This window comes from Streptomyces sp. NPDC006012 (genome assembly GCF_042871185.1).
In the GTDB taxonomy this organism is placed as follows: domain Bacteria; phylum Actinomycetota; class Actinomycetes; order Streptomycetales; family Streptomycetaceae; genus Streptomyces.
Map to the genome: position 1 here is coordinate 1 of NZ_JBIAIE010000010.1, position 20,357 is coordinate 20,357.

13 protein-coding genes and 2 pseudogenes are annotated in these 20,357 nt (G+C 71.1%); 11 read left to right on the forward strand and 4 right to left on the reverse strand.

Features of this window, described 5'->3' with window-relative positions; genetic code table 11:
* The coding region (locus ACFYPJ_RS19220) for a transposase (protein WP_389018208.1) at positions 1 to 307 on the forward strand (307 nt) is incomplete at its 5' end.
* Positions 308 to 315: 8 nt separating this feature from the next.
* Here ACFYPJ_RS19220 and ACFYPJ_RS19225 read toward each other — a convergent pair.
* Complete coding sequence (locus tag ACFYPJ_RS19225) at positions 316 to 1,941, reverse strand: ABC-F family ATP-binding cassette domain-containing protein (protein WP_389018211.1); 1,626 nt, start codon at positions 1,939 to 1,941, stop codon at positions 316 to 318.
* Positions 1,942 to 2,023: 82 nt separating this feature from the next.
* Positions 2,024 to 3,658: a ribosomal protection-like ABC-F family protein gene (abc-f, locus tag ACFYPJ_RS19230; protein ID WP_389018214.1), complete on the reverse strand. Its 1,635-nt coding sequence runs from the start codon at positions 3,656 to 3,658 to the stop codon at positions 2,024 to 2,026.
* 452 nt (positions 3,659 to 4,110) lie between these two features.
* On the opposite strand from abc-f, the gene msrA reads away from it, so the two are divergent.
* Positions 4,111 to 4,620 (forward strand): peptide-methionine (S)-S-oxide reductase MsrA, encoded by a 510-nt coding sequence (msrA, locus tag ACFYPJ_RS19235; protein ID WP_389018217.1) that lies wholly within the window; start codon positions 4,111 to 4,113, stop codon positions 4,618 to 4,620.
* A 438-nt stretch (positions 4,621 to 5,058) separates the two neighbouring features.
* Positions 5,059 to 5,625 carry a hypothetical protein gene (locus ACFYPJ_RS19240; protein ID WP_389018220.1) on the forward strand — a complete coding sequence of 189 codons (567 nt, stop codon included), beginning with the start codon at positions 5,059 to 5,061 and terminating at the stop codon, positions 5,623 to 5,625.
* Here the strand turns inward: ACFYPJ_RS19240 and ACFYPJ_RS19245 are convergent.
* Positions 5,606 to 5,743, reverse strand: a complete 138-nt coding sequence (locus ACFYPJ_RS19245; protein ID WP_389018223.1) for a hypothetical protein — start codon at positions 5,741 to 5,743, stop codon at positions 5,606 to 5,608. The two genes, ACFYPJ_RS19240 and ACFYPJ_RS19245, sit on opposite strands and share 20 nt — an antisense overlap.
* A 288-nt stretch (positions 5,744 to 6,031) precedes the next feature.
* Here ACFYPJ_RS19245 and ACFYPJ_RS19250 point away from each other — a divergent pair.
* The 8 genes and pseudogenes from ACFYPJ_RS19250 (at position 6,032) to sbnA (ending at position 17,457) form a co-directional block, all read left to right on the forward strand.
* Positions 6,032 to 6,483: pseudogene (locus ACFYPJ_RS19250) on the forward strand (phospholipase).
* Positions 6,484 to 6,649: 166 nt separating this feature from the next.
* A pseudogene (locus ACFYPJ_RS19255) lies at positions 6,650 to 7,711 on the forward strand (alkaline phosphatase D family protein).
* Positions 7,712 to 7,911: 200 nt separating this feature from the next.
* Entirely contained in the window at positions 7,912 to 8,085 is a 174-nt protein-coding gene (locus tag ACFYPJ_RS19260; protein ID WP_389018226.1) for a hypothetical protein, read from the forward strand.
* A 312-nt stretch (positions 8,086 to 8,397) separates the two neighbouring features.
* Positions 8,398 to 11,004, forward strand: a complete 2,607-nt coding sequence (locus ACFYPJ_RS19265) for a Pls/PosA family non-ribosomal peptide synthetase (RefSeq protein WP_389018229.1) — start codon at positions 8,398 to 8,400, stop codon at positions 11,002 to 11,004.
* Between the two features lie 13 nt (positions 11,005 to 11,017).
* Positions 11,018 to 14,281, forward strand: a complete 3,264-nt coding sequence (locus ACFYPJ_RS19270; protein ID WP_389018232.1) for an amino acid adenylation domain-containing protein — start codon at positions 11,018 to 11,020, stop codon at positions 14,279 to 14,281.
* A 41-nt stretch (positions 14,282 to 14,322) separates the two neighbouring features.
* Positions 14,323 to 15,327, forward strand: coding sequence for a TauD/TfdA family dioxygenase (locus ACFYPJ_RS19275; protein WP_389018235.1), 1,005 nt, complete (start codon positions 14,323 to 14,325; stop codon positions 15,325 to 15,327).
* Positions 15,324 to 16,394, forward strand: coding sequence for a 2,3-diaminopropionate biosynthesis protein SbnB (gene sbnB / locus ACFYPJ_RS19280; protein WP_389018238.1), 1,071 nt, complete (start codon positions 15,324 to 15,326; stop codon positions 16,392 to 16,394). Before ACFYPJ_RS19275 ends, sbnB begins: the two co-directional genes overlap by 4 nt.
* A gap of 37 nt (positions 16,395 to 16,431) precedes the next feature.
* Entirely contained in the window at positions 16,432 to 17,457 is a 1,026-nt protein-coding gene (gene sbnA, locus ACFYPJ_RS19285; protein WP_389018241.1) for a 2,3-diaminopropionate biosynthesis protein SbnA, read from the forward strand.
* 157 nt (positions 17,458 to 17,614) lie between these two features.
* Here the strand turns inward: sbnA and ACFYPJ_RS19290 are convergent, their stop codons facing one another.
* Positions 17,615 to 20,050: an endonuclease/exonuclease/phosphatase family protein gene (locus tag ACFYPJ_RS19290; protein WP_389018244.1), complete on the reverse strand. Its 2,436-nt coding sequence runs from the start codon at positions 20,048 to 20,050 to the stop codon at positions 17,615 to 17,617.
* Between the last annotated feature and the right edge of the window lie 307 nt (positions 20,051 to 20,357).

Sequence of the window (20,357 nt, forward strand, 5' to 3'; positions counted from 1 at the left end):
CCCGGACGCCCTGGCAGCCTTCGCCGGCGTCGCCCCCGCACCCCGCGACTCGGGCAAGGTCAGCGGCAACCTCCACCGGCCAATCGCCTACCACCGAAGACTCCAGCGCGTCTTCTACACCTCCGCACTCGTCAGCGTCCGCTACGACCCGAACTCCCGAAAGTTCTACGACCGCAAACGTGCCGAGGGGAAGAAGCACGTCCAAGCCGTGCTCGCCCTCGCCCGCCGACGCGTCAACGTCCTGTGGGCTCTGATCCGTGACCGGCGGTGCTACGAAGTCACACCGCCAGTGACTACGACCGCTTGACAACAGCATTAGGAAGCGTCGGACGTCAGCCGCAGCTCGCGGCCCGGCCAGCGCTTCCGCAGCCAGCGGTCGTGGCTGGCCAGGACGATGGCCCCGGGACCGGTGCCCAGAGCTTCCTCCAGTTCGTCGCACAACCGTGGCGACAGGTGGTTGGTGGGTTCGTCGAGCAGCAGCAACTGCGGCGGGCGGGCCACCAGGAGGGCCAGCGCGAGCCGGCGCCGCTGGCCGACGGAGAGGTGCCCCACCGGTTTGTCCAGGTCGGCCTCGTGCAACAGCCCCAGCGTGGACAACGGGACCGCCTCCGCCCGTTCGGCGCCGAGCGAACCCTCATAGGTCTCCCGCACGGTGCGCTCGGGCCGGTCGAAGACGGTGTCCTGCCGCAGCAGCCCCACGGTCAGACCGGGCCGCCGCCGCACCTCGCCGTCGGAGCCCAGCCGTCCGGCGAGTACGGCCAGCAGGGTCGACTTGCCCGCCCCGTTGTCCCCGGTGACCAACAGCCGTTCGGCCGCCGCCACGTCGACCCGGCGCACGGCGAGCCGGCCCGGCACCCGGACGTCGCGCAGCGACACGAGGGTGCCCTCGACCGGTTCGTCCGCACGTACCGGATACCGCAGGCGCAATGGTTGCGGCGGCTCCGCGACCTGGGTGCGTTCCCGTTCGCCGAGCCGCCGCGCGGCATTGCGCACCCGGCGTGAGACCTGGCTCTGCACCCGGCCGCTCCGGTGGCCGTAGCCCATCTTCTCGTTGTCGCGCGGCCCCCGGTCCGGCGCGACGCGATGCGCGGTGACCCCGGCCGAGTGGCGCAGGGCCGCCAACTCCTCCTGTTCCTCGGCGTATCGCCGCTCCCAGCGTTCCCGTTCGGCCTGTTTCTCGGTCAGATAGGCGCTGTAGTTGCCGCCGTAGCGGACCGGGCCCTCCGGCGCGGGATCGAGGTCGATCAGGTCCGTGCACACGGCGTCGAGGAACGCCCGGTCGTGACTGGCCACCACGACCACCCCGGGCAGGCCGCGCACCTGTTCCTCCAGGAAGGCGGCGGCGCCGTCGTCGAGATGGTTGGTCGGCTCGTCCAGCAGCAGTGCCGTGGGCCGCCGGAGAAGCAGCGCGGCGAGGGCCAGCCGGCCGCGCTGCCCGCCGGAGAGCGAGCCGAGCGTGCGGCCGTGCGGGACCTCGCCCAGGCCGAGCCCGCCGAGCACGATCGCGGCACGCCGGTCCGCGTCCCAGGAGTCCCGTTCCTGCGCCTGTTCCAGCTGCCGGCCGTACTCCTGGAGCAGACCGGTGTGGTCGGGGTGGGACTCCGGGGTGTCGGCGAGCCGCTCGGCGAGGTGGTCGAGCCGCGCGAGATCGTCCCGCGCCTCGCGCAGGGCGTCGTCGAGCACGTCAGCGATCGTCGACGCGGCGTCGTACGGCATCTCCTGGTGCAGATGGCCGAGGTCGGCGGGGCGTACGACGCTGCCGGAGTCGGGTTGGTCGACTCCGGCGAGCAGGCCGAGCAGGGTCGACTTGCCGACACCGTTCTCCCCGATCAGACCGATGCGGTGACCGGGGGAGGCGGTGAGGGAGACGCCGTCGAGCACTCGGCGGGTGCCGAGGGTGCGGACGAGGTCGTGGGCGAGCAGCGCGGGCTGCACAGACATGGGGGTCCACCGGAGGTGTGAGGGGTGAGCAAGGCCCGCCGGGCTGGTGCCTCGGGCGCGGGCACGGCCGACGAGCCGGCGCTCACACCTCGGGCGCCCCCGCCTCCACCAGCGCCCCGCCCTCCAGCCGCAACCGGCGGTTCACGCCGATCTCGGCGAGGAACCGCTCGTCGTGGCTGACGACCACGAAAGCACCCTGGTAGGAACCGAGCGCACTCTCCAGCTGGCCGATGCTGACCAGGTCGAGATTGTTCGTCGGCTCGTCCAGGAGCAGCAGGTGGGGGGCCGGCTCGGCGCACAGCACGCAGGCCAGGGTGGCCCGCAACAGTTCCCCGCCGGACAGTGCCGCCACGGACAGATGGGCCCGCGCGCCGCGGAACAGGAAGCGCGCCAGCAGGTTCATCCGCTCGGCCTCCGTGCGGTGCGGCGCGTACGCGGCGAAGTTCTGGGCCACGGTCCGGTCGGTGTCCAGCAGGTCGAGGCGCTGCGAGAGGTACGCGATGCTGCCGTCGGCCCGCTTGATCAGTTCCGTCTCCCCGTCGAGATCGCCGCTGATCAGGCGGAGCAGGGTCGACTTGCCCACGCCGTTCGCTCCGGTCAGCGCGATCCGTTCGGGGCCGCGGATCGTGAGGTCGACGCCGTTTCCGGCGAACAGCTCCCGGTCGCCGTGCCGGACCTTGAGGCCCTCGCCGAGGAAGAGGGTGCGCCCCGCCGGGACGCCGGTGTCGGGCAGGTCCAAAGTGATGCGCTGCTCGTCGCGCACGGCACGCCCGGCCTCGTCCAGCCGGGCCCTGGCCTCGCTGACCCGGGACGCGTGCAGCTGACCCGAGCGGCCCGCGGACTCCTGCGCGCTGCGCTTCAGGTTTCCGGCGACGATGCGGGCCAGGCCGGCGTTCTTGAGGTTGCGGGCGGCGTTGCTCGCCCGCCGCTCGGCGCGCTCGCGGGCCTGCTGCATCTCCCGCTTCTCCCGCTTCAGCTCCTGTTCGGCGTTGCGTACGTTCTTCTCGGCGACCTCCTGCTCGGCCTTCACGGCTTCTTCGTACGCGGTGAAGTCACCGCCGTAGAGACGCAGCTCACCGTGGTCGAGTTCGGCGATGCGCTGCAGGCGGTCCAGCAGCGCACGGTCGTGGCTGACCACCAGCAGGCAGCCGGTGAAGTCGTCCAGCACGTCGTAGAGCTTGAGCCGGGCCTCCAGGTCCAGGTTGTTGGTGGGCTCGTCGAGCAGCAGCACATCGGGGCGCCTGAGCAGCTGGGCGGCGAGGCCCAGCGAGACGACCTGGCCGCCGCTGAGGGTGCCCAGGCGCCGGTCCAGGGCGACACCGCTCAGGCCGAGCCGGTCCAGCTGCGCCCGGGTGCGTTCCTCGATGTCCCAGTCGTCGCCGATGGTCGTGAAGTGTTTCTCGTCCACGTCTCCGGACTCGACGGCGTCCAGGGCCCGGATCACCTCGGCGACGCCCAGCACCTCGGCCACCGTCAGGCCGCTGGTGAGCGGAAGGTTCTGCGGCAGGTAACCGAGCGTGCCGGAGACGGTCGCCGATCCGGAGGTCGGACGCAGCTCGCCGGCGATCAGCCTGAGCAGAGTGCTCTTGCCGGAGCCGTTGGGCGCGACCAGGCCGGTGCGGCCGGCGTCCACGGTGAAGGACAGGTCCTGGAAGACGGGGGTGTCGTCGGGCCAGGAGAAGGACAGGTGCGAGCAGACGACGGAAGCGTCGGACATGAGGAACCTCGGGGGAGGAGGGGCAGGCAAGGGACACTGCCCGGAGCAGACAAGGGAAGAAGGCGACGACAAGCCGACCACGTCGGCGGCGCTCGACTGCGCCGACCGGTGGCCGATCAGATCCGGGAATCACCCGGAGATGTCGTCGTCACCCGCCATGTCTGGTCTCCTCAGGAAGATCAAGGTGTCACCGAGTGTAGCAGCACGACGAGGCAGGTTCGGTGGAATTTAAGTTCGTCACCCTTTCGGGAGGTGATGAGATGGGCCCAGAAGCGCGTCACCGGTCGGACTGGTGAGCGAGCTTCGCCCGATGGTGCGGCCCAGGTGGGAATATCCTTCGAAGCGCCGGTGGTTCGCAGGGACGGCCACGGCGGACGCCGGGAACCGCGCGTGGGCGGGGCCGGTGAGGGCGGTGCGCCGGAGTTCCGGACACGGAAGAAGGGTGACGTGTGATGAGCGACAACGAGCAGAAGGCACTGCTGGCCGGTGGCTGCTTCTGGGGCATGCAGGAACTGATCCGCAAGCAGCCGGGAGTCCTGAAGACCCGGGTGGGCTACAGCGGCGGTGAGATCGCGCATCCGACCTACCGCGATCACGGCAACCACGCCGAGTCGATCGAGATCACCTTCGATCCCGCCGTGACCGACTACCGCGCCGTCCTGGAGTTCTTCTTCCAGATCCACGACCCGACCACGAAGGGCCGGCAGGGCAACGACCTGGGCGCCAGCTACCGCTCTGCCATCTTCTACCTCGACGACGAGCAGCGGCGCATCGCCGAGGACACCATCGCCGACGTCGACGCGTCCGGGCTGTGGCCCGGCCCGGTGGTCACCGAGGTCGTCCCGGCCGGCCCGTTCTGGGAGGCCGAACCGGAGCACCAGGACTATCTGCAGCGCTATCCGAACGGCTACACCTGCCACTTCCCGCGCCCCAACTGGCGGCTGCCCAAGCGCGCGGCGTGACACCCGTGGGCGCGTCATGGGCGCCGTAGTACGAACCCATAGCGCGGAGGTAGTAAGGACGGGGCATCGCCACGGGTCGCCGTAAGGTCCGGCGACCGTCGCCGCCCCCGTCCGGGCGCTGGCGCCCGGACACTCTGGTGCTGCTCTGCTGGAGTCCGCTGCATGCGGCCGGGAAGCGGACTGGCGGTTTCAGGGGGGCCAGTGGTGCCCGTGGGGGCGGGTGCGTGGCGGTCGGGTACGGGAACCGGTGGCCGGGGAACCGTCTGACGGGGCAAAAGCGTGTCCGGGCATGAGGTGCCCGGTCCGCTCGCGTGCGGCTGCGGGGCGCGGCGGGGGAGGGGGCGCGATGGCTTGGGGGACTCGGCCGGACGCGGCCGGCCGGGAGGCGTTGGCCCGGGCGCTGGGGGCGGCCGGGCGGCACGGCCTGGGCGAGCACTCATGACCCAGGATCTGGGCAGCCGGATCACGGGTCTCGGGTGTGCGTCGGCGATGGTCGCCATCGTCCTGCTGCTGCCGGGCATCGGCCTGCTGGCCGGCCCGTACGGCGGGCCGGCGACGGCGGTCGCGGCGGCACTCGTCGTGCTGGCGGTCGGCCTTCCCGTCGTCGCGATCAGGGTCGAGGGCCGGCTCACCCACCGGGACACCCGGCTGCACGTCTTCGGCGGGGGTCTCGTCGTCACCGGCCCCGAGCGCGCCGTGCCGTGCGGCTGGCCGGACCTCCGGATCGACGAGCGCGTCGAACACGGCTCCTACGGCAGCGCGGGGCACCGCTTCACCGCGCACCGGCTGCACCTGTCCGCGCACGGCGCCCCCCTGTGCCGGCTGAACGCGAACAGCCCCGCCGCCCGGCACCTACCGCCCACAACTGCGGAGCCGCAGGGGCACTCCTGGCCACGGCGCTCCAGGCGGCCGGCGCACGCGGCGGCGCCGCCTCCCTGGGACGGGGAGACGGCGCCGCTGTGCGCTTCTGGGGACGCGCCGGACGTCAGACCAGCCAGCCGATGAAGTGGACGAGGCCGGCGAGGACGTCGGTGAGAAGGTTCATGATCGTGCTGCTCCTTGCGATGTGACTGTCATGTGGGACCTGTGCGTCAACTACGGTCTGCAGCCCGTGCTTGCACACCGTAAGTATCGTTCCGTCACGAGCGCCTCGGCGGTCTCCTGAGCGACGATCACCTGTTCCAGGGAACAACTGATCCCCTGTTCGGTTCGCGGTCCGGTTCCCGTCCCCGGCCGCGGCATCCTGTCGCCCCGTCCGTCGCAGGTGGGCCTGTCGTGCACTCGGATTCCGTCGAACACCCAAGAGCTAGCGGCCCATTACGGTCGCCACGGTTGGCCGGCCGTGCGGTCCACTCCATGATTGTCATGCTCCTGTCGCACGCGCGCGGCGGCAGCTTCCCTGAGGAGTGGAATGCATCGCAGACTCGCCACCGGCCTCGCCGCATCGGCGCTCGCCCTGATCGCCGTCACCGTCACCGCCACGGCGGCCGACGCCGCACCCGCGGACAAGCCCCAGGTGCTCACCAGTTGGACGCAGGCCAGCGCGTCGAGCTTCAACCAGTGGGCCGCGGCCCGTGCGCATCAGGCGGCCTGGTCCGCGTACGGGTTCGACTGGTCCACCGACTACTGCTCGTCCTCCCGGACAACCCCCTCGGCTTCCCCTTCTCCACGTCCTGCGCCCGGCACGACTTCGGCTACCGCAACTACCAGGCGGCCGGCGCGTTCGCCGCCAACAAGTCCCGCCTCGACAGTGCCTTCTGCGAGGATCTCAAGCGCGTCTGCGCCGGCTGCGCCGGTGCGACCAAGGCCGCCTGCGACGGCACGGCCTGGACCTACTACCAGGCGGTCAAGGCCCTCGGCTGAACTGCCGACGGTCCGGACGGGCGGGGTGCGGGCCCTTGGCGCGGAGCGGCACCCCGCCCCGTTCGGAACTCATCATTCCGCCATGTGAGTGTCATGAACCTTCTAAGTGGGTGTCGCGTGCGGCACCTGCAATGCATCCGGCAACCCTTCCGGCACGGAGGTCCGGATGACACCCGCAACGCGCCTGTCACAGTCCGCTCATGAACTCCGCGCCACAGCCCGCCACTTCGGTCGTCGCCGGTTCCTGACCGGCACCGCCGCCGCTGCCGCACTGACGTTCGCCTGGAACCTGCCCACGGCCGGCACCGCCGGTGCCGCCGAACTCGACGCCGCACGCCTCGCCGACGACCCGTTCACCCTCGGCGTCGCCACCGGCGACCCGCGCCCCGGCCCGGTGCTGCTGTGGACCAGGCTCGCTCCGGCGCCGCACCAGCCGGACGGCGGACTCCCGGCCCAGCGCATCGCCGTCGACTGGGAGGTCGCGACCGACGAAGGCTTCCGCCACGTCGTACGGCGGGGCACCGCCACCGCCCATCCCGAGTTCAACCACGCCGTCCACATGTAGGTCGACGGACTGGCGGACAACCGCGTCCACCACTACCGCTTCAGGACCGGCGTGGCGTACGGCGACGGATGGCAGTACTCCGGCGCCGAGTCCGAGGACCCGGCGCGTACGCTCACCGGCGACGCCCAGGAACGGTGGCTCATCGACGGCTGGCGCCGCTCCCGGGCGCTGTGGCACGTCCTGCCCCAGCAGGTCACCTTCTCCCGCCGGTACACCACCACGACCCTGCCGTCCAAGGTCTCCATGGACTCCTGGGACAGCTATCCGGCGTCGCGGGAACGCGTCCTCGCCGGCGCCGAGGTGGCGGGTGGGGACAACCTGATGGTCCTCACCGGCGACGTGCACGTGCACTACGGCTTCGACCTCAAGCGGGACTTCGCCGACCCGGGCTCGCCCACGGTGGGGACGGAGATCGTCACGACGTCGATCACCAGCGGCGGCAACGGTTCGGCGCGGCCGGCGAACTGGGCCGCCTACCTGGCAGCCAATCCGCACATGAAGTTCTGCAACGGGCAGCGCGGCTACGCGACCGGCGCCCTGACACAGGACCGGGCGCACATCGACTTCAAGACGGTCTCCCAGGTCACCGTCCAGGGGGCGCCCCTCACCACCGCCGCGTCCTTCGTGACGGAGGTGGGCGACCAGGGGCTGAAGCCGGCGTAGGCGCTGCGCCGACCGGGCCGCGAGGGCCGGGAGCGATTTCGTCCACAGCATGCGGTGGCCGGCCGCGCGGTTCCCCGTGCCCCTGCGGGGTGCTGCCGGTGCTCGACGGCGGGGGTTGTCGCTCCCTTACGTTTCCTGTGCGGATCAACGGGCTTATTACGCACAGCAGTTGACCTCAGTGGAACGACTCGTCCGACATCATGCACATGTACGGCGTCGTCGACGCCTGCCACACCACCCGCCAGGCGTTCCGGATCACCGAGACCGGCGGCTTCTTCGGCATGGAGGCGTACCCGCACTCCGGGCAGCACGTCGACAGCCGGGGCCAGTGCCCGTCGTACGGCTCGGGGCGTGGTGGTGGGAGAGCGACGTGAGGTGACCGCCGCAGCCTGACCGCCGTGGGCGCCGGTCCCCCCGCACGGGGTGGGTCCGCGCCGTGCGTTTCGGCGGCCGAGGGGAGTCACGGCGGGGTCCCGCGGGCCGGGGCGAGCCGCCGCGCAGACCGCCATCCGGGTGATCTACGGCTGGCCCCGGCAGCCCGTGTCGCCAGGAAACGCCAGGTCAGCTCGGGTCGCCGGGGCGGCGTGGGGCCTCAGGCGGAGTGGCAGCCCGACGGTGGCCGACCGAAACTGACAGAGCGGTTCGTGATCAGACAAGTGCGCAGGGAAACGTCCTCCAGGAGGTCGATGGTGGAGCAGTCCGCCGACGTCTATATATCCGGGCCGGACGAAGTACCCGTTTCCGGGGGTACTGCCGACAGCCCGGCTCAGACGGAAACCGAGAGAAAACTCGCCGAAGTCCTGGCCGACCTGGTGAAAGCGGAAAGCGTCCCGGTCGACAGCCACTTCTTCAACGACCTCGGCGCCAATTCGCTGGTCATGGCTCAATTCTGTGCACGGATCAGAAAGCGCACGGATCTGCCATCCGCGTCGATGAAGGACATCTACCGCAGCCCGACCGTCCGGAGCCTCGCGGCGGCGCTCGCGCAGACCGCGCCGGCCCCGGCCGCAGCGGTCCTCCAGAAATCTCCTGCGCCGTCCGAGCCGGCGACGGCGACGCCGACGGGCCAGGCGAACCATGTCCTGTGCGGCACCTTGCAACTGCTCATCTTCCTGGCCTACTCGTTCGCCGCCGGGCTGGTCACTGCCCGGGGTTTCGAATGGGTCGCAGCCGCCTCCGGCTTCGTCGACACCTATCTTCGGTCGCTGGTCTTCGGCGGCATCGGCTTCACGGCCCTCTGTGTGTTCCCGGTCATTGCCAAGTGGCTTCTGGTGGGCCGCTGGAAGCCCCAGGAATTCCCGGTCTGGAGCCTTTCCTATCTACGCTTCTGGTTCGTCAAGGTACTGCTGCACGCCAACCCGATGATCCTGTTCATCGGCAATCCGTTGTACGTGCTCTACCTGCGGGCCCTCGGCGCCCGCATAGGCAAGGGCGTCACGATCCTCTCGCACGCCGTGCCGGTCTGCACCGACCTGCTGACGATCGGCGACGGCGTGGTCATCCGCAAGGACTCCTACTTCCTCTGCTACCGCGCGCACGCCGGACGCATCCAGACCGGCCGGGTCACCTTCGGCCGGGACGCCTTCGTCGGTGAGAAGGCCGTGCTGGACATCGACACGGAGATGGGCGACGGGACCCAGCTCGGCCACGCGTCCGCCCTGTACCGGGGCCAGCGGATCCCGGACGGCGAACGCTGGCACGGTTCCCCGGCGCAGCCCACGCAGACCGACTACCTGCGGGTCCCTGCGGCACCTTGCGGCCGCCTGCGCCGGATCTGGTTCGGTCTCGGCGCCCTGCTCCAGTTGTACTTCCTCTACCTGCCGCTCGGCCTGGGCGGAACGTACATATTGTTCACCAACGTCCCGGCGATCGGGAACCGGCTGAAGGCGGATGCCGCCGGACTCTCCTCGTCGGCGCTGTTCGCCGACGCGCTGGCGCTCTCCCTCCTGCTGTTCTTCGGCTTCACCGCGGTCGGTCTCGTGGTGCTGTTCATCGTGCCGCGGCTGCTGAGCCTGGCCGTCCGGCCCGACCGGGTCTACCCGCTTTACGGATTCCACTACGTGGTGCACCGCGCGGTGGCCCGGATGACCAACATCAAGTTCTTCGCCTGGCTGTTCGGCGACAGCTCCTACGTCGTGTACTACCTCCGCGGGCTCGGATACCACCTGAACCAGGTGGACCAGACCGGCTCGAACTTCGGCTCGGAGTTCCAGCACGAGACGCCGTTCCTCGTCTCCATCGGCAGCGGGACCATGGTGGCCGACGGGCTGTCCGTGCTGAACGCGGAGTACTCCAGCACGTCCTTCCGGGTGTCGCTGGCGTCGATCGGCCCGCGCAACTTCCTCGGCAACAACATCGCCTATCCCGCGGGTGGCAGGACGGGAGACAACTGCCTGCTCGCGACGAAGGTGATGGTGCCCCTCGACGGCGAGATCCGCGAGGGCGTGGGGCTCCTCGGCTCGCCGTGCTTCGAGATCCCCCGGTCGGTGGAGCGCGACTCACGCTTCGACGACCTGAGGACCGGCGAGACCAAACGACGCCGGCTCGCGGCGAAGAACCGGCACAACCTCGGCACGATGGTCCTGATGCTGGGCGTCCGCTGGCTGCACTCGTTCGTGCTCACGGCCATCGGCCTGGCCGCCGTCCAGCTGTACGGCGTCATCGGGCACATGGTGATCGCCGGATACCTGGCGCTCTCGCTCGCCGTCACCACACTCCACTACGTCCTGGCGGAGCGCTTCATCACCCGGTTCCGCCCGCTGAAGCCCCAGTTGTGCTCCATCTACGACCCGTACTTCTGGTGGCACGAACGGCTGTGGAAGGTGCCGGACCAGTACCTCGAAATCTTCAACGGAACGCCCTTCAAAGCCCTGGTGTGGCGGATGCTCGGCGTACGCATGGGCCGCGCGGTCTTCGACGACGGCTGCTTCATCACGGAGCGGACGCTCGCCGCCATCGGCGACGGATGCACCCTGAACCACGGGTCCAAGATCCAGTGCCACTCGCAGGAGGACGGCACGTTCAAGTCCGACCGTACGGCACTCGGTGCCGGCTGCACGCTGGGCGTCTCCGCCCATGTGCACTACGGCGTGACCATGGGCGACGGCGCGCTGCTGGCGCCCGACTCCTTCCTCATGAAGGGCGAAGAAGTCCCCGCCCACGCGCAGTGGGGCGGGAACCCCGCAGCCGACCTGCCCGACGCCCCCGAGCTTCCCTCGGGATCCGGCGTGCCGGCGGCGGTTAGGACAACGGCGACGCCACCCGCGGGCGGCTCGGCGACGTCGGTGAGTTGAGGAAGGTCAGGCGATGGGAGCGCAGGTGGAATCGGACCGGGAGTACTGGAGCCGTGTGCTGAGCGCCGGCGGGTGCACCGCGGTGCCGCGGTGGGTCGGCGAGCCTGTGCCGGGCGTGGCCGCGTACGAGACGGTGGTACCGGACGACTTGGCGGCACAGGTGCGCGAGCTCGCACGGCAGCTGGGGGTGCCGCTGAGCGCAGTGCTGCTCGCCGCGCACGCCAAGGTGCTGGCCGCGCTCTCCGCCGAGCAGGACGTGGTCACGGGCTATGTCGCCGGGGCAGGGCGCAAGCCGCTGCCGTGCCGGCTGCCCGTCGAGCCCGCGACCTGGCGCGCTCTGGTGTCCGCCGCGCACCGCGTCGAGTCCGAACTGCTCGCGCACCAGGACTTCCCGGTCGACGGGCTGTGGCGGGAACTGCGGGTGGCGGGGCCGTCGTACGAGGTCGTGTTCGACCCGGCCGGGGCCGAGGGCGGGCTCGTGGACGACGCCGTACTGGGAGTCGGCTGGTGCGAGCGGGGCGGCCGGCTGGCCCTGCGGCTGCGCTACCGCACCCAGGTGCTCGACGCCGGATACGTGGCCCGGATCGGCGGCTACCACCTGACCGCACTGCGGTTGATGGCGGCCGGACCGGACGCGGAACACGCGGGGCAGAGCCTGGTGTCGGCCGACGAGGTGCACGAGCAGCTCGAAGGGCTGGCCGGACCCCAACGGGCCCTGCCGCAGGCGAGGATGCACGAGCTGTTCGAGCAGCGGGCGCGCGAGCACCCGGACGCGGTGGCCGCGGTGCAGGGCGACCGTTCGTGGACGTACGGCGAGCTGAACGCCCGCGCGAACCGCCTGGCACGGGCCCTCCTGGCCCGCGGGCCAGGACACGAGGGCGTCGTCGCCGTGGTCACCGAGCGCAACCTCGACTGGCTCGCCTCAGTCCTAGCGGTGTTCAAGGCCGGCTGCGTGTACCTGCCGATCGAACCGCACTTCCCCGCCGGACGCGTCCTGGCAACGTTGTCGCGTGCCGGATGCCGCCTGGTGCTGACCGAGTCAGGCAGCACCACCACCCTCGACGAGGCCCTGACCGACCTGCCGGACGTGGAGAAACTGCTGGTCGAGGCGGCGTACGAGGAGGAGCACGCCGACGGTGACGTCGGGGTGCGGGTCTCGGCCGGTCACCTGGCCTACATCTACTTCACCTCCGGCTCCACGGGTGAGCCGAAGGGCGCGATGTGCGAGCACGCGGGCATGCTCAACCACCTCTACGCCAAGATCGACGACCTGGGCATCACCCAGGGGCGGGTGGTGGCGCAGACCGCCCCGCAGTGCTTCGACATCTCGCTGTGGCAGCTGGTGTCCGCCCTGCTGGTGGGCGGCCGGACGCTGCTGGTCGGTCAGGATGTCGTGGTGGACGTGGAACGGTTCGTCGACACCCTCGTCGAAGGCCGGGTCGGCGTCGTGCAGGTCGTGCCCTCCTACCTGGAGGTCGTGGTCTCCTACCTGGAGCAGCACCCGCGCGAACTGCCGGACCTGCGGTGCGTGTCGGTGACCGGCGAGGCACTGAAACGGGAACTGGTCCAGCGCTGGTTCGCCAACCAGCCGCGCATCAAACTCGTCAACGCCTACGGCCTCACCGAGACGTCGGACGACACCAACCACGAGGTCATGGACAAGGTGCCCGAGCGGGTGCTGCTCGGCCACGCCGTCAACAACGTACGGGTCCACGTCGTCGACGAACAGCTGTCCCTGGTTCCGCTGGGCGCCCCCGGGCTGATCGCGTTCTCCGGGGTCTGCGTGGGCCGCGGCTACGTCAACGACCCCGAGCGGACCGCCGAGGCGTACCGCGAGGACCCCTACCGGCCGGGCGAGCGGCTCTACCTGGCGGGGGACTGGGGGCGCTGGCACCCCGGCGGAAAGCTGGAGTTCCTCGGCCGCCGGGACAGCCAGGTCAAGATCCGCGGCTTCCGCATCGAGATCGGCGAGATCGAGAACACCCTGCTCGCAGTGGACGGCGTACGGGATGGCGCGGTCGTCGTCGCCGAACGGGCCGGCGGCAGCAAGCACCTGATCGCCTTCCACACCGGCCGGCGGCTGCCCACGGACGAACTGCGCGAGGAACTCGCCGCCGTGCTGCCCGGCTACATGGTCCCCTCGGCCTTCCACTGGCAGGACGCCCTCCCGCTGACCGCCAATGGCAAGATCGACAAGAAGGCGCTGACCGCGCTGGCCGAACAGGCGGCCGCGCCCGCCGACGAGGACACCGCGGCGGAGCCCGGCCGCGCCCCGCGCACCCCCGCCGAGCGGAGGCTGGCAGCCGCCTGGGCGGAGTTGCTGGGCGTCCCCGAACCGCAGGTCGGCCGCCGGGACCACTTCTTCGACTCCGGTGGCACCTCGCTGTCGGCCGTGAAGCTCACCATCGCCCTGGACCGCGCGGTCTCCCTCAAGGACATCACCCGCAACCCGGTGCTCGCGGACCTCGCCGCGCTGCTCGGCGGCGCCACCTGCGACCGCACCGACCTGCTCCAGCCACTGGCGGAAGCGGCCGGCACCCCGGAGTGCACCCTGGTCTGCTTCCCCTACGCGGGCGGCAACGCCGTCAACTACCAGCCGATGGCCGGCGCGCTGGCGGGCGGCGGAACGGCTGTCCACGCCGTGGAACTGCCCGGCCACGACCTCGCCGCCCACGACGAGCCGTTCGCGCCGCTCGCCCGGGTGGCCCGGCGGGTCGCCGACGAGATCGCCGCCCGCGGGCCGAGCAGGGTCATGCTGTGGGGTCACTCCGCGGGCGCCGCCGCGGCGGTGGCGACGGCCCGGCTGCTCGAAGAACGCGGCGTGGACGTCGCACGGGTGTTCCTCGGCGCTCAGCTGCCCGGCACCGCCGCCGAACGGCGTGCCGCGGCCGGGGAGCTGTCGGACCTGAGCGACGCCGAGATCGCCAAGCGGCTGACCGAGGACAGCGGTTACCCCGAACTCGCCGAGCTGAACGCCCGGCACGCCGAACGCGTGGGCGCCGCCTACCGCCACGACTGCGTGAGCGCGCACCACTACTTCGCCGACGCCCTGGAGACCCCGCCGGTGCGCAAGCTGGCCGCGCCGGTGACCGTGGTCATGGCCGCCGACGACCCCAACACGGCCGGCGAACCCGATCGCCACCGCGCCTGGCAGCTGCTGGCCGAACAGGTGGAGCTGCACGAACTCCCCGACGGCGGCCACCACTTCCTGCGAACCCGGCCGGCCGAAGCGGCTCGGGCCGTCCTCGGTGCCACCGCACCACTGGCCTCTTCCTGAGCCCCCACCGCCCCCACCGGGGCAAGCGAAAGGAAACCGAGATGTCGTCCTCCCCCCTGGCACCACCGCTCGACGTGGAGCTGGCGCCGGACAGCCCTCCGCTCCTGAACATCGGCACCCCCACGGATCCGTTGGGCTGGGCGGCCGAGTACCGCGACGCGCTGCGGGCGCAGGTCTCCGAGCACGGTGCGCTGATGGTCCGCGGCCTCGGCCTGCGCACACCGGACCAGGTCGGCACCGTCTTCGCGGGCCTGGCCGGCGGTCTGATGACCGAGCGGGAGGCATTCGCCCCCCGGGAGACGTACAGCCCGGGGCTGTACTCCTCCTCGACCTGGCCGGCCAACCAGCCGATGTGCATGCACCACGAGCTGAGCTACACGCTGGAGGTCCCCGGCCTGATGCTGTTCGCGTGCCTGATCCCGCCCGGTGAGGGCGGAGCGACCGCGGTGGCCGACGCCGAACAGGTCCTCCAGGCGCTCCCCAAGGAACTCAGCGAGCGTTTCGAACGCGAGGGCTGGCTGCTCACCCGCAGCTACAACGACGAGATCGGGGCGTCCCTCGCGGAGTCCTTCGGCACCGACGACCGCGCCGCCGTCGAACGCTACTGCCGCGCCCACGCCGTCGACTTCACCTGGCAGCCGGACGGCTCCCTGCACACCCGGCAGCTGCGCAGCGCCGTGGTCCGCCACCCGGTCACCGGACGGCGCTGCTGGTTCAACCAGATCGCCTTCCTCAACGAGTGGACGCTCGCCCCCGAGGTGCGCGAGTACCTGGTGGACGAGTACGGCGCGGACGGGCTGCCGTTCAACACCCGCTACGGCGACGGCTCCGCCATCGGCGAGGACGTCGTGCAACAGCTCAACAGCACCTACGAGCAGCTGACCCGGCGCCAGCCCTGGCAGGCCGGCGACGTGCTGCTCGTGGACAACATACGCACCGCGCACAGCAGGGAGCCGTACACCGGAGAACGCCAGGTGCTGGTCTCCATGGCCGAGCCGCGGCGGCTGACCGACTGCGTCCCGACTTCGGAAGCGAGCAGGCGATGACGAACCTCCTGTCCCCCGACGAGCGGCGGGCCGGCACCCCGACGGCGCACGTTCCGGGCTTCGCGGTGATCTCCGGAGCCCAGGTGCAGCAGGCCCTCGCCGGGCGCGAGAAGGAGATCGTGGAACTGGTCGAGCAGACCTACCGGCTGCACGGATCCGGGGACACGGTCAACCCGCCGTCGTACTTCCTGCGCTTCCCGGACCGGCCCTCCGCGCGCATCATCGCGCTGCCGGCCTCGGTCGGCGGACCGGACCAGGTGGACGGCCTGAAGTGGATCTCCAGCTTCCCGGAGAACGTGGCGTCGGGGCTGCCCCGGGCCTCCGCGGTCCTCATCCTCAACGACCACGACACGGGCTACCCGTTCGCCTGCCTGGAGAGCTCCATCATCAGCGCGACCAGGACCGCGGCGTCGGCCGCGCTGGCGGCCGACCGGCTCAGCCTGGGCCGGGCCCGGCCCACCCGCATCGGGTTCTTCGGCACGGGACTGATCGCCCGCTACATCCACACCTTCCTCGCGGGCACCGGCTGGAACTTCGAGTCGGTCGGTGTGCACGACGTGTCCGCCGACAGCGCCGCCGGGTTCTGCGGCTACCTGAAGCAGTCCGGCGCCACCGGGGAGATCACCGTCCACGAGCGTCCCGAGGACCTGATCCGCTCCAGCGACCTGGTCGTCTTCGCCACCGTGGCCGGCACCCCGCACGTCACCGACCAGGGCCTGTTCGCACACCACCCGCTGGTCCTGCACGTGTCGCTGCGCGACCTCGCCCCCGAGATCCTGCTCGGCGCGGCGAACTTCGTCGACGACGTCGACCACTGCCTGAAGGCCGACACGTCCCCGCACCTGGCCGAACAGCTCACCGGAAGCCGCGACTTCCTGAACGGCACCCTCGACGACGTCATGTGCAAGCGGGTCCTCCCGCCGGCCGACCGCACGGTGATCTTCTCGCCGTTCGGCCTCGGCGTCCTCGACCTCGCCGTCGGCAAGTTCGTCTACGACCAGGCAGCCAAGGCGGGTCACCTCCGCCGCATCGACGACTTCTTCCACGACCTGCGCCGGTACGGCTGACGCACTTCCCCTCAGCCCTGGCACCAGGAGGTCAACCGTGCCCGTCATATCCGCTCCCCACGCCTTCAACGAAGGCCAGCTCTACGTCGATCTGCAGCCGACCCTCGGGCGTTCCCTCTACCTGAAGTGCGAGGGCTTCAACTTCGCGGGCTCGATCAAGTTGAAGGCCGCGGTGGAGATGGTGGAGGCCGCCGAGCGTGACGGCATCCTGATGCCGGACTCGACGCTGGTCGAGTCCTCGTCGGGAAACCTCGGCGTGGCCCTCAGCATCATCGCCGCCAGCAAGGGTTACCGGTTCCTGTGCGTGACGGACTCCCGCTGCAACCTCTCCACCCGGCTCCTGATGGAGGCGCTGGGCAGCGAGGTGCACGTCATCGCGGACACCGACGCCAACGGCGGTTTCCTCGGCGCCCGGATCGACTACGTCCGTGCGCTGTGCGCCTCCGACGACCGCTACGTATGGCTCAGCCAGTACACCAACCCGGGCAACTGGCGGGCGCACTTCCACCGTACGGCGCCGGAGATCGCCTGTCAGTTCCCGCGGCTCGACGTGCTGTTCGTCGGCGCGGGCACCACCGGAACCCTGATGGGCTGCGCCCGTTACTTCCGGCGCTGGCACCGTCCCGTACGGATCGTCGCCGTGGACAGCGCGGGCTCGGTGGCCTTCGGCGGCAAGCCCGGCCGCCGGATGATCCCCGGCCTGGGAATGAGCATGCGCCCGCCGCTGCTCGACGAGTCCCTGGTGGACGAGGTCATCTGGGTCGAGGAGGCGGATACCATCCGCACCTGCCACCGGCTGGCCCGCCGCGGCTTCCTGTTCGGCGGCTCCACCGGCACGGTCGTCAGCGGCGCGTCGGACTGGCTGGACGAACACGGCACGCCCGACCTCACCGCGGTCGCCATCGCCCCGGACCTCGGTGAGCGCTACCTCGACACCATCTACCAGACCAACTGGCTCCAGGACCTCTACGGAGACCAGATCCTCGACCCCGAGCAGGTGGCCGCGGGTCCCCGGCGGGCCAAGCCGGTCCCGCCCACCTCGGAGCGCCGGCAGCGGCCCTGACCGGGACCGGACCGGCCCCGTGCCGTGCCGGACCCCCGGCCAGGCACGGGGCCGGTCCCCTCTTGCCCGACACACGTGTGGCGCGCACCGGCCCCGGTGCGCGCCACACACTGTCGCGGTCCGAACGGCGCCGAACCCCCGCTCGACATGGGAGTCCCTACTTGATCCGGACCACCTGCGGGTCGTGGTCGCTGCTCTGGTCGGCGAACTCGGCGTTGATGTGGACGACCTCGTAGTCCGGCCGTTTGACGGCCGGCGAGACCAGGATGTGGTCCAGGGTCTGCGAGTTGCCGTCGTACACGTAGCTGTACCGCTCGTCGGCGGGCAGCGTGTTGATCAGGTCCTTGAGGACGCCGCCGGAGGTCAGCGTGGCCAGCGGCTCGGAGAACTGGTAGTCGTTCAGATCGCCCAGAACCACGACCCTGGCCTTCCTGTCCTTGGCGAGGATGCTGCGGACGAAGGTGTTGACCTCCTGCGCCTGGGCGGTGCGCTGGGTCTCGGAGCCGAGGACCGGCGGCTGGACGACGCCGTGCACCGGCTGGTCGCCGCCCTTGGAATTGAAGTGGTTGCCGATCACGAAGACCTGCTTGCCGCGGAAGACGAACTCGCCGGCCAGCGGCTTGCGGCTGCTCTTCCAGGCGTCGGAGGCGGGGTCGATCCGGCCCGGCGACGTGGAGAGCCGCACGCCCTTCTTGCCGTCGCCGACGGCCTGGACGCCGGTGGTGGAGTCACCGCCCGGCCGGTCGACGAAGCTGACGCGCTCCGGGTTGAACAGGAAGACGTTGCGGATGTTGCCGCCGGGCTCGCCGCCGTCCTGGCCGTCGACCGGGTCGATGGAGCGCCAGGCGTACGTCGGGCCGCCGGCCTTCTCGACGGCCTCGATGAACCGGGCCATCGTCCTGCCCGCCGAGACCGTGCCGTCGTCCTTGGCGCCGTTGTCGTCCTGGATCTCCTCCAGGCTCACGATGTCCGGGGCGGCCAGGTTCTTGACGACGCCCTCGGCGAGCCGGTCGAACTTGCTCTGCGGGTCCGTCGGGTCGAGGTTCTCCACGTTGTACGTGGCGACCGACAGCTCGTTCGGCTTGCCCTTCGCCGCCACGTCCGGCTCGATGCCGCCGTCCTTGACGGTGCCGACCTGCGTCGCCTGGAGGCTGTAGCCGCCGTGGGTGCCGTAGTCCACCGGGCCCGCGGTCGTCCCGGCCAGCGTGTCGCCGACGTCGGCGTGCAGCGGGTCGCCAGCGAGCGGGGCGACCAGCAGACGTCCGGAGTTGGGCTGGTCGTACCCCTGGTAGACGGTGCCGCCGCGCGGAGTCGGGTTCTCGGCGGGCTTCGTGGTGATCCAGGTCTCGTTGTACGCGTTGGACGCACCCACCACCCGGGAGTCGCCGATCCGCACCAGCATGCCCTCACGGGACTCCAGCCAGTCCAGCGCGTATGCGGCGGGCGCGAGCTGCTCCGGCTCGATGTTGCCGCCGGGGACCTCGGGGGCGTAGGTCTCGGGGACGGTGCCCGCGTCGACGGCCTCCGCCGCCGGCAGCCCGGCGCCGGTGGCGAGCACGATCGCGCTCGGGCCGGTCAGTTCGGTCACGGACTGGGCGCCGCTGCTGCGGCCGCCGGGGTAGTACTCGCTCACCTTGCCGGACACCAGCACCGAGTCGCCGACCTTGACGGGCGGGGTGGCGGAGCCGGTGTAGACGAAGACGCCCTCGCTGGTGGCGGGGTTCTGGTCGGGCGCGGGGTCCTGGATCCAGTAGCCCTTCGAGCCGGTGCCGCGCACGCCGGTCACCACGCCGGGCACGTGGGTGACGGACCTGCCGTTCTGCGGGGAGATCCGGGTGGTGCCCTGGATGTCGTGGATGCGCAGGCTGCCCGGGGTGGTGTCGGTGGGCGACGGGGTGGGCGTCGGGTCGCCGCTGCCGCTGCCGCTGCCGCCGTCGCCGGCGGAGTTGCGGGGGCTCGGCGTGCCGCCGGTGAAGTCCGCCGAGTTGTCGTCCGTGTCGGTGAGGGCGGCACCGCGCGCGACGGAGGCGGTGTTGCTCGCGCCGGTGGCGGGGCTGCCCTCGCGGACCACCGCGGTGCCGAAGCCGGCCAGGTCCTTCACCGTGGCGTCGGCCGCGCAGTCGGCGGCGGTCAGACAGGTCAGCGCGGTGGTCGAGCCCACCAGCGCGACCGTGCCGCTGGTCGCCGACATGGGGATGGTGCCGGTGGCGTCCGGAGCGGGCAGGGCGGTGTCGCCCGCCGCTCCCTTCGCCTCCTGGACCAGGTAGCCGCCGCCCGCGGGGACGGCCCCCGTCAGAGGGGTGACCTGCCACTTGCTGCCGGCGGAGGGCGAGCCGCTCAGATACTGCACGGACCAGCCGTTCAGGTCGAACGGCGCGGAACCGGCGTTGCCCAGCTCGACGAAGTCGTGGGTGAGGGACGCACCGGAGTTGCCGCCGCCGCCGTAGACCTCGGAGATGACGACGTCCGGCGACGGCGCCGCCTGGGCGGTGAGGGGGAGGACGATCAGCGATCCGGCGAGGCCGAGGGGAAGGGCGATGAGGCCGGCCTTGGCGCCTCTGCCGCGCAGACTCAACGGTATGTGTGCAGACACGTGGGCTCTTTCGGGCAGGAGTCGGAAAGGTCGCGACTGAACTTGGGGAGGTGGCGGACGAGTTGTGGACCGGCACAAAAGATACGCGCGTAGACAAGGGGCAACAAGACGCCGTCAGACCCAAGTGCCAAGGGTTTCCCGAACCGTTCGCCCGAAGTAACCGAAGCAACCCCGATGGCCTCCTCGTCGCTTCTCCGCCGCTCCCCCGCCCGCCGTCGGCGGCGCACCCACCCTGCTCTCCCGTCCTCTCGTCGCCCCGGCCCGGATGTGCCCCGACCCGCAGGCACCCCGGTCCCGCCACGGCGCC

Bases quoted from the DNA above. Each gene is read 5' to 3' on its own strand.
- abc-f (WP_389018214.1), bottom strand. From the start codon at position 3,658: ATGTCCGACGCTTCCGTCGTCTGCTCGCACCTGTCCTTCTCCTGGCCC.
- ACFYPJ_RS19275 (WP_389018235.1), top strand. From the start codon at position 14,323: ATGTCGTCCTCCCCCCTGGCACCACCGCTCGACGTGGAGCTGGCGCCG.
- sbnB (WP_389018238.1), top strand. From the start codon at position 15,324: ATGACGAACCTCCTGTCCCCCGACGAGCGGCGGGCCGGCACCCCGACG.
- ACFYPJ_RS19270 (WP_389018232.1), top strand. From the start codon at position 11,018: ATGGGAGCGCAGGTGGAATCGGACCGGGAGTACTGGAGCCGTGTGCTG.
- ACFYPJ_RS19240 (WP_389018220.1), top strand. From the start codon at position 5,059: ATGACCCAGGATCTGGGCAGCCGGATCACGGGTCTCGGGTGTGCGTCG.
- ACFYPJ_RS19260 (WP_389018226.1), top strand. From the start codon at position 7,912: ATGCACATGTACGGCGTCGTCGACGCCTGCCACACCACCCGCCAGGCG.
- ACFYPJ_RS19225 (WP_389018211.1), bottom strand. From the start codon at position 1,941: ATGTCTGTGCAGCCCGCGCTGCTCGCCCACGACCTCGTCCGCACCCTC.
- msrA (WP_389018217.1), top strand. From the start codon at position 4,111: ATGAGCGACAACGAGCAGAAGGCACTGCTGGCCGGTGGCTGCTTCTGG.
- ACFYPJ_RS19265 (WP_389018229.1), top strand. From the start codon at position 8,398: ATGGTGGAGCAGTCCGCCGACGTCTATATATCCGGGCCGGACGAAGTA.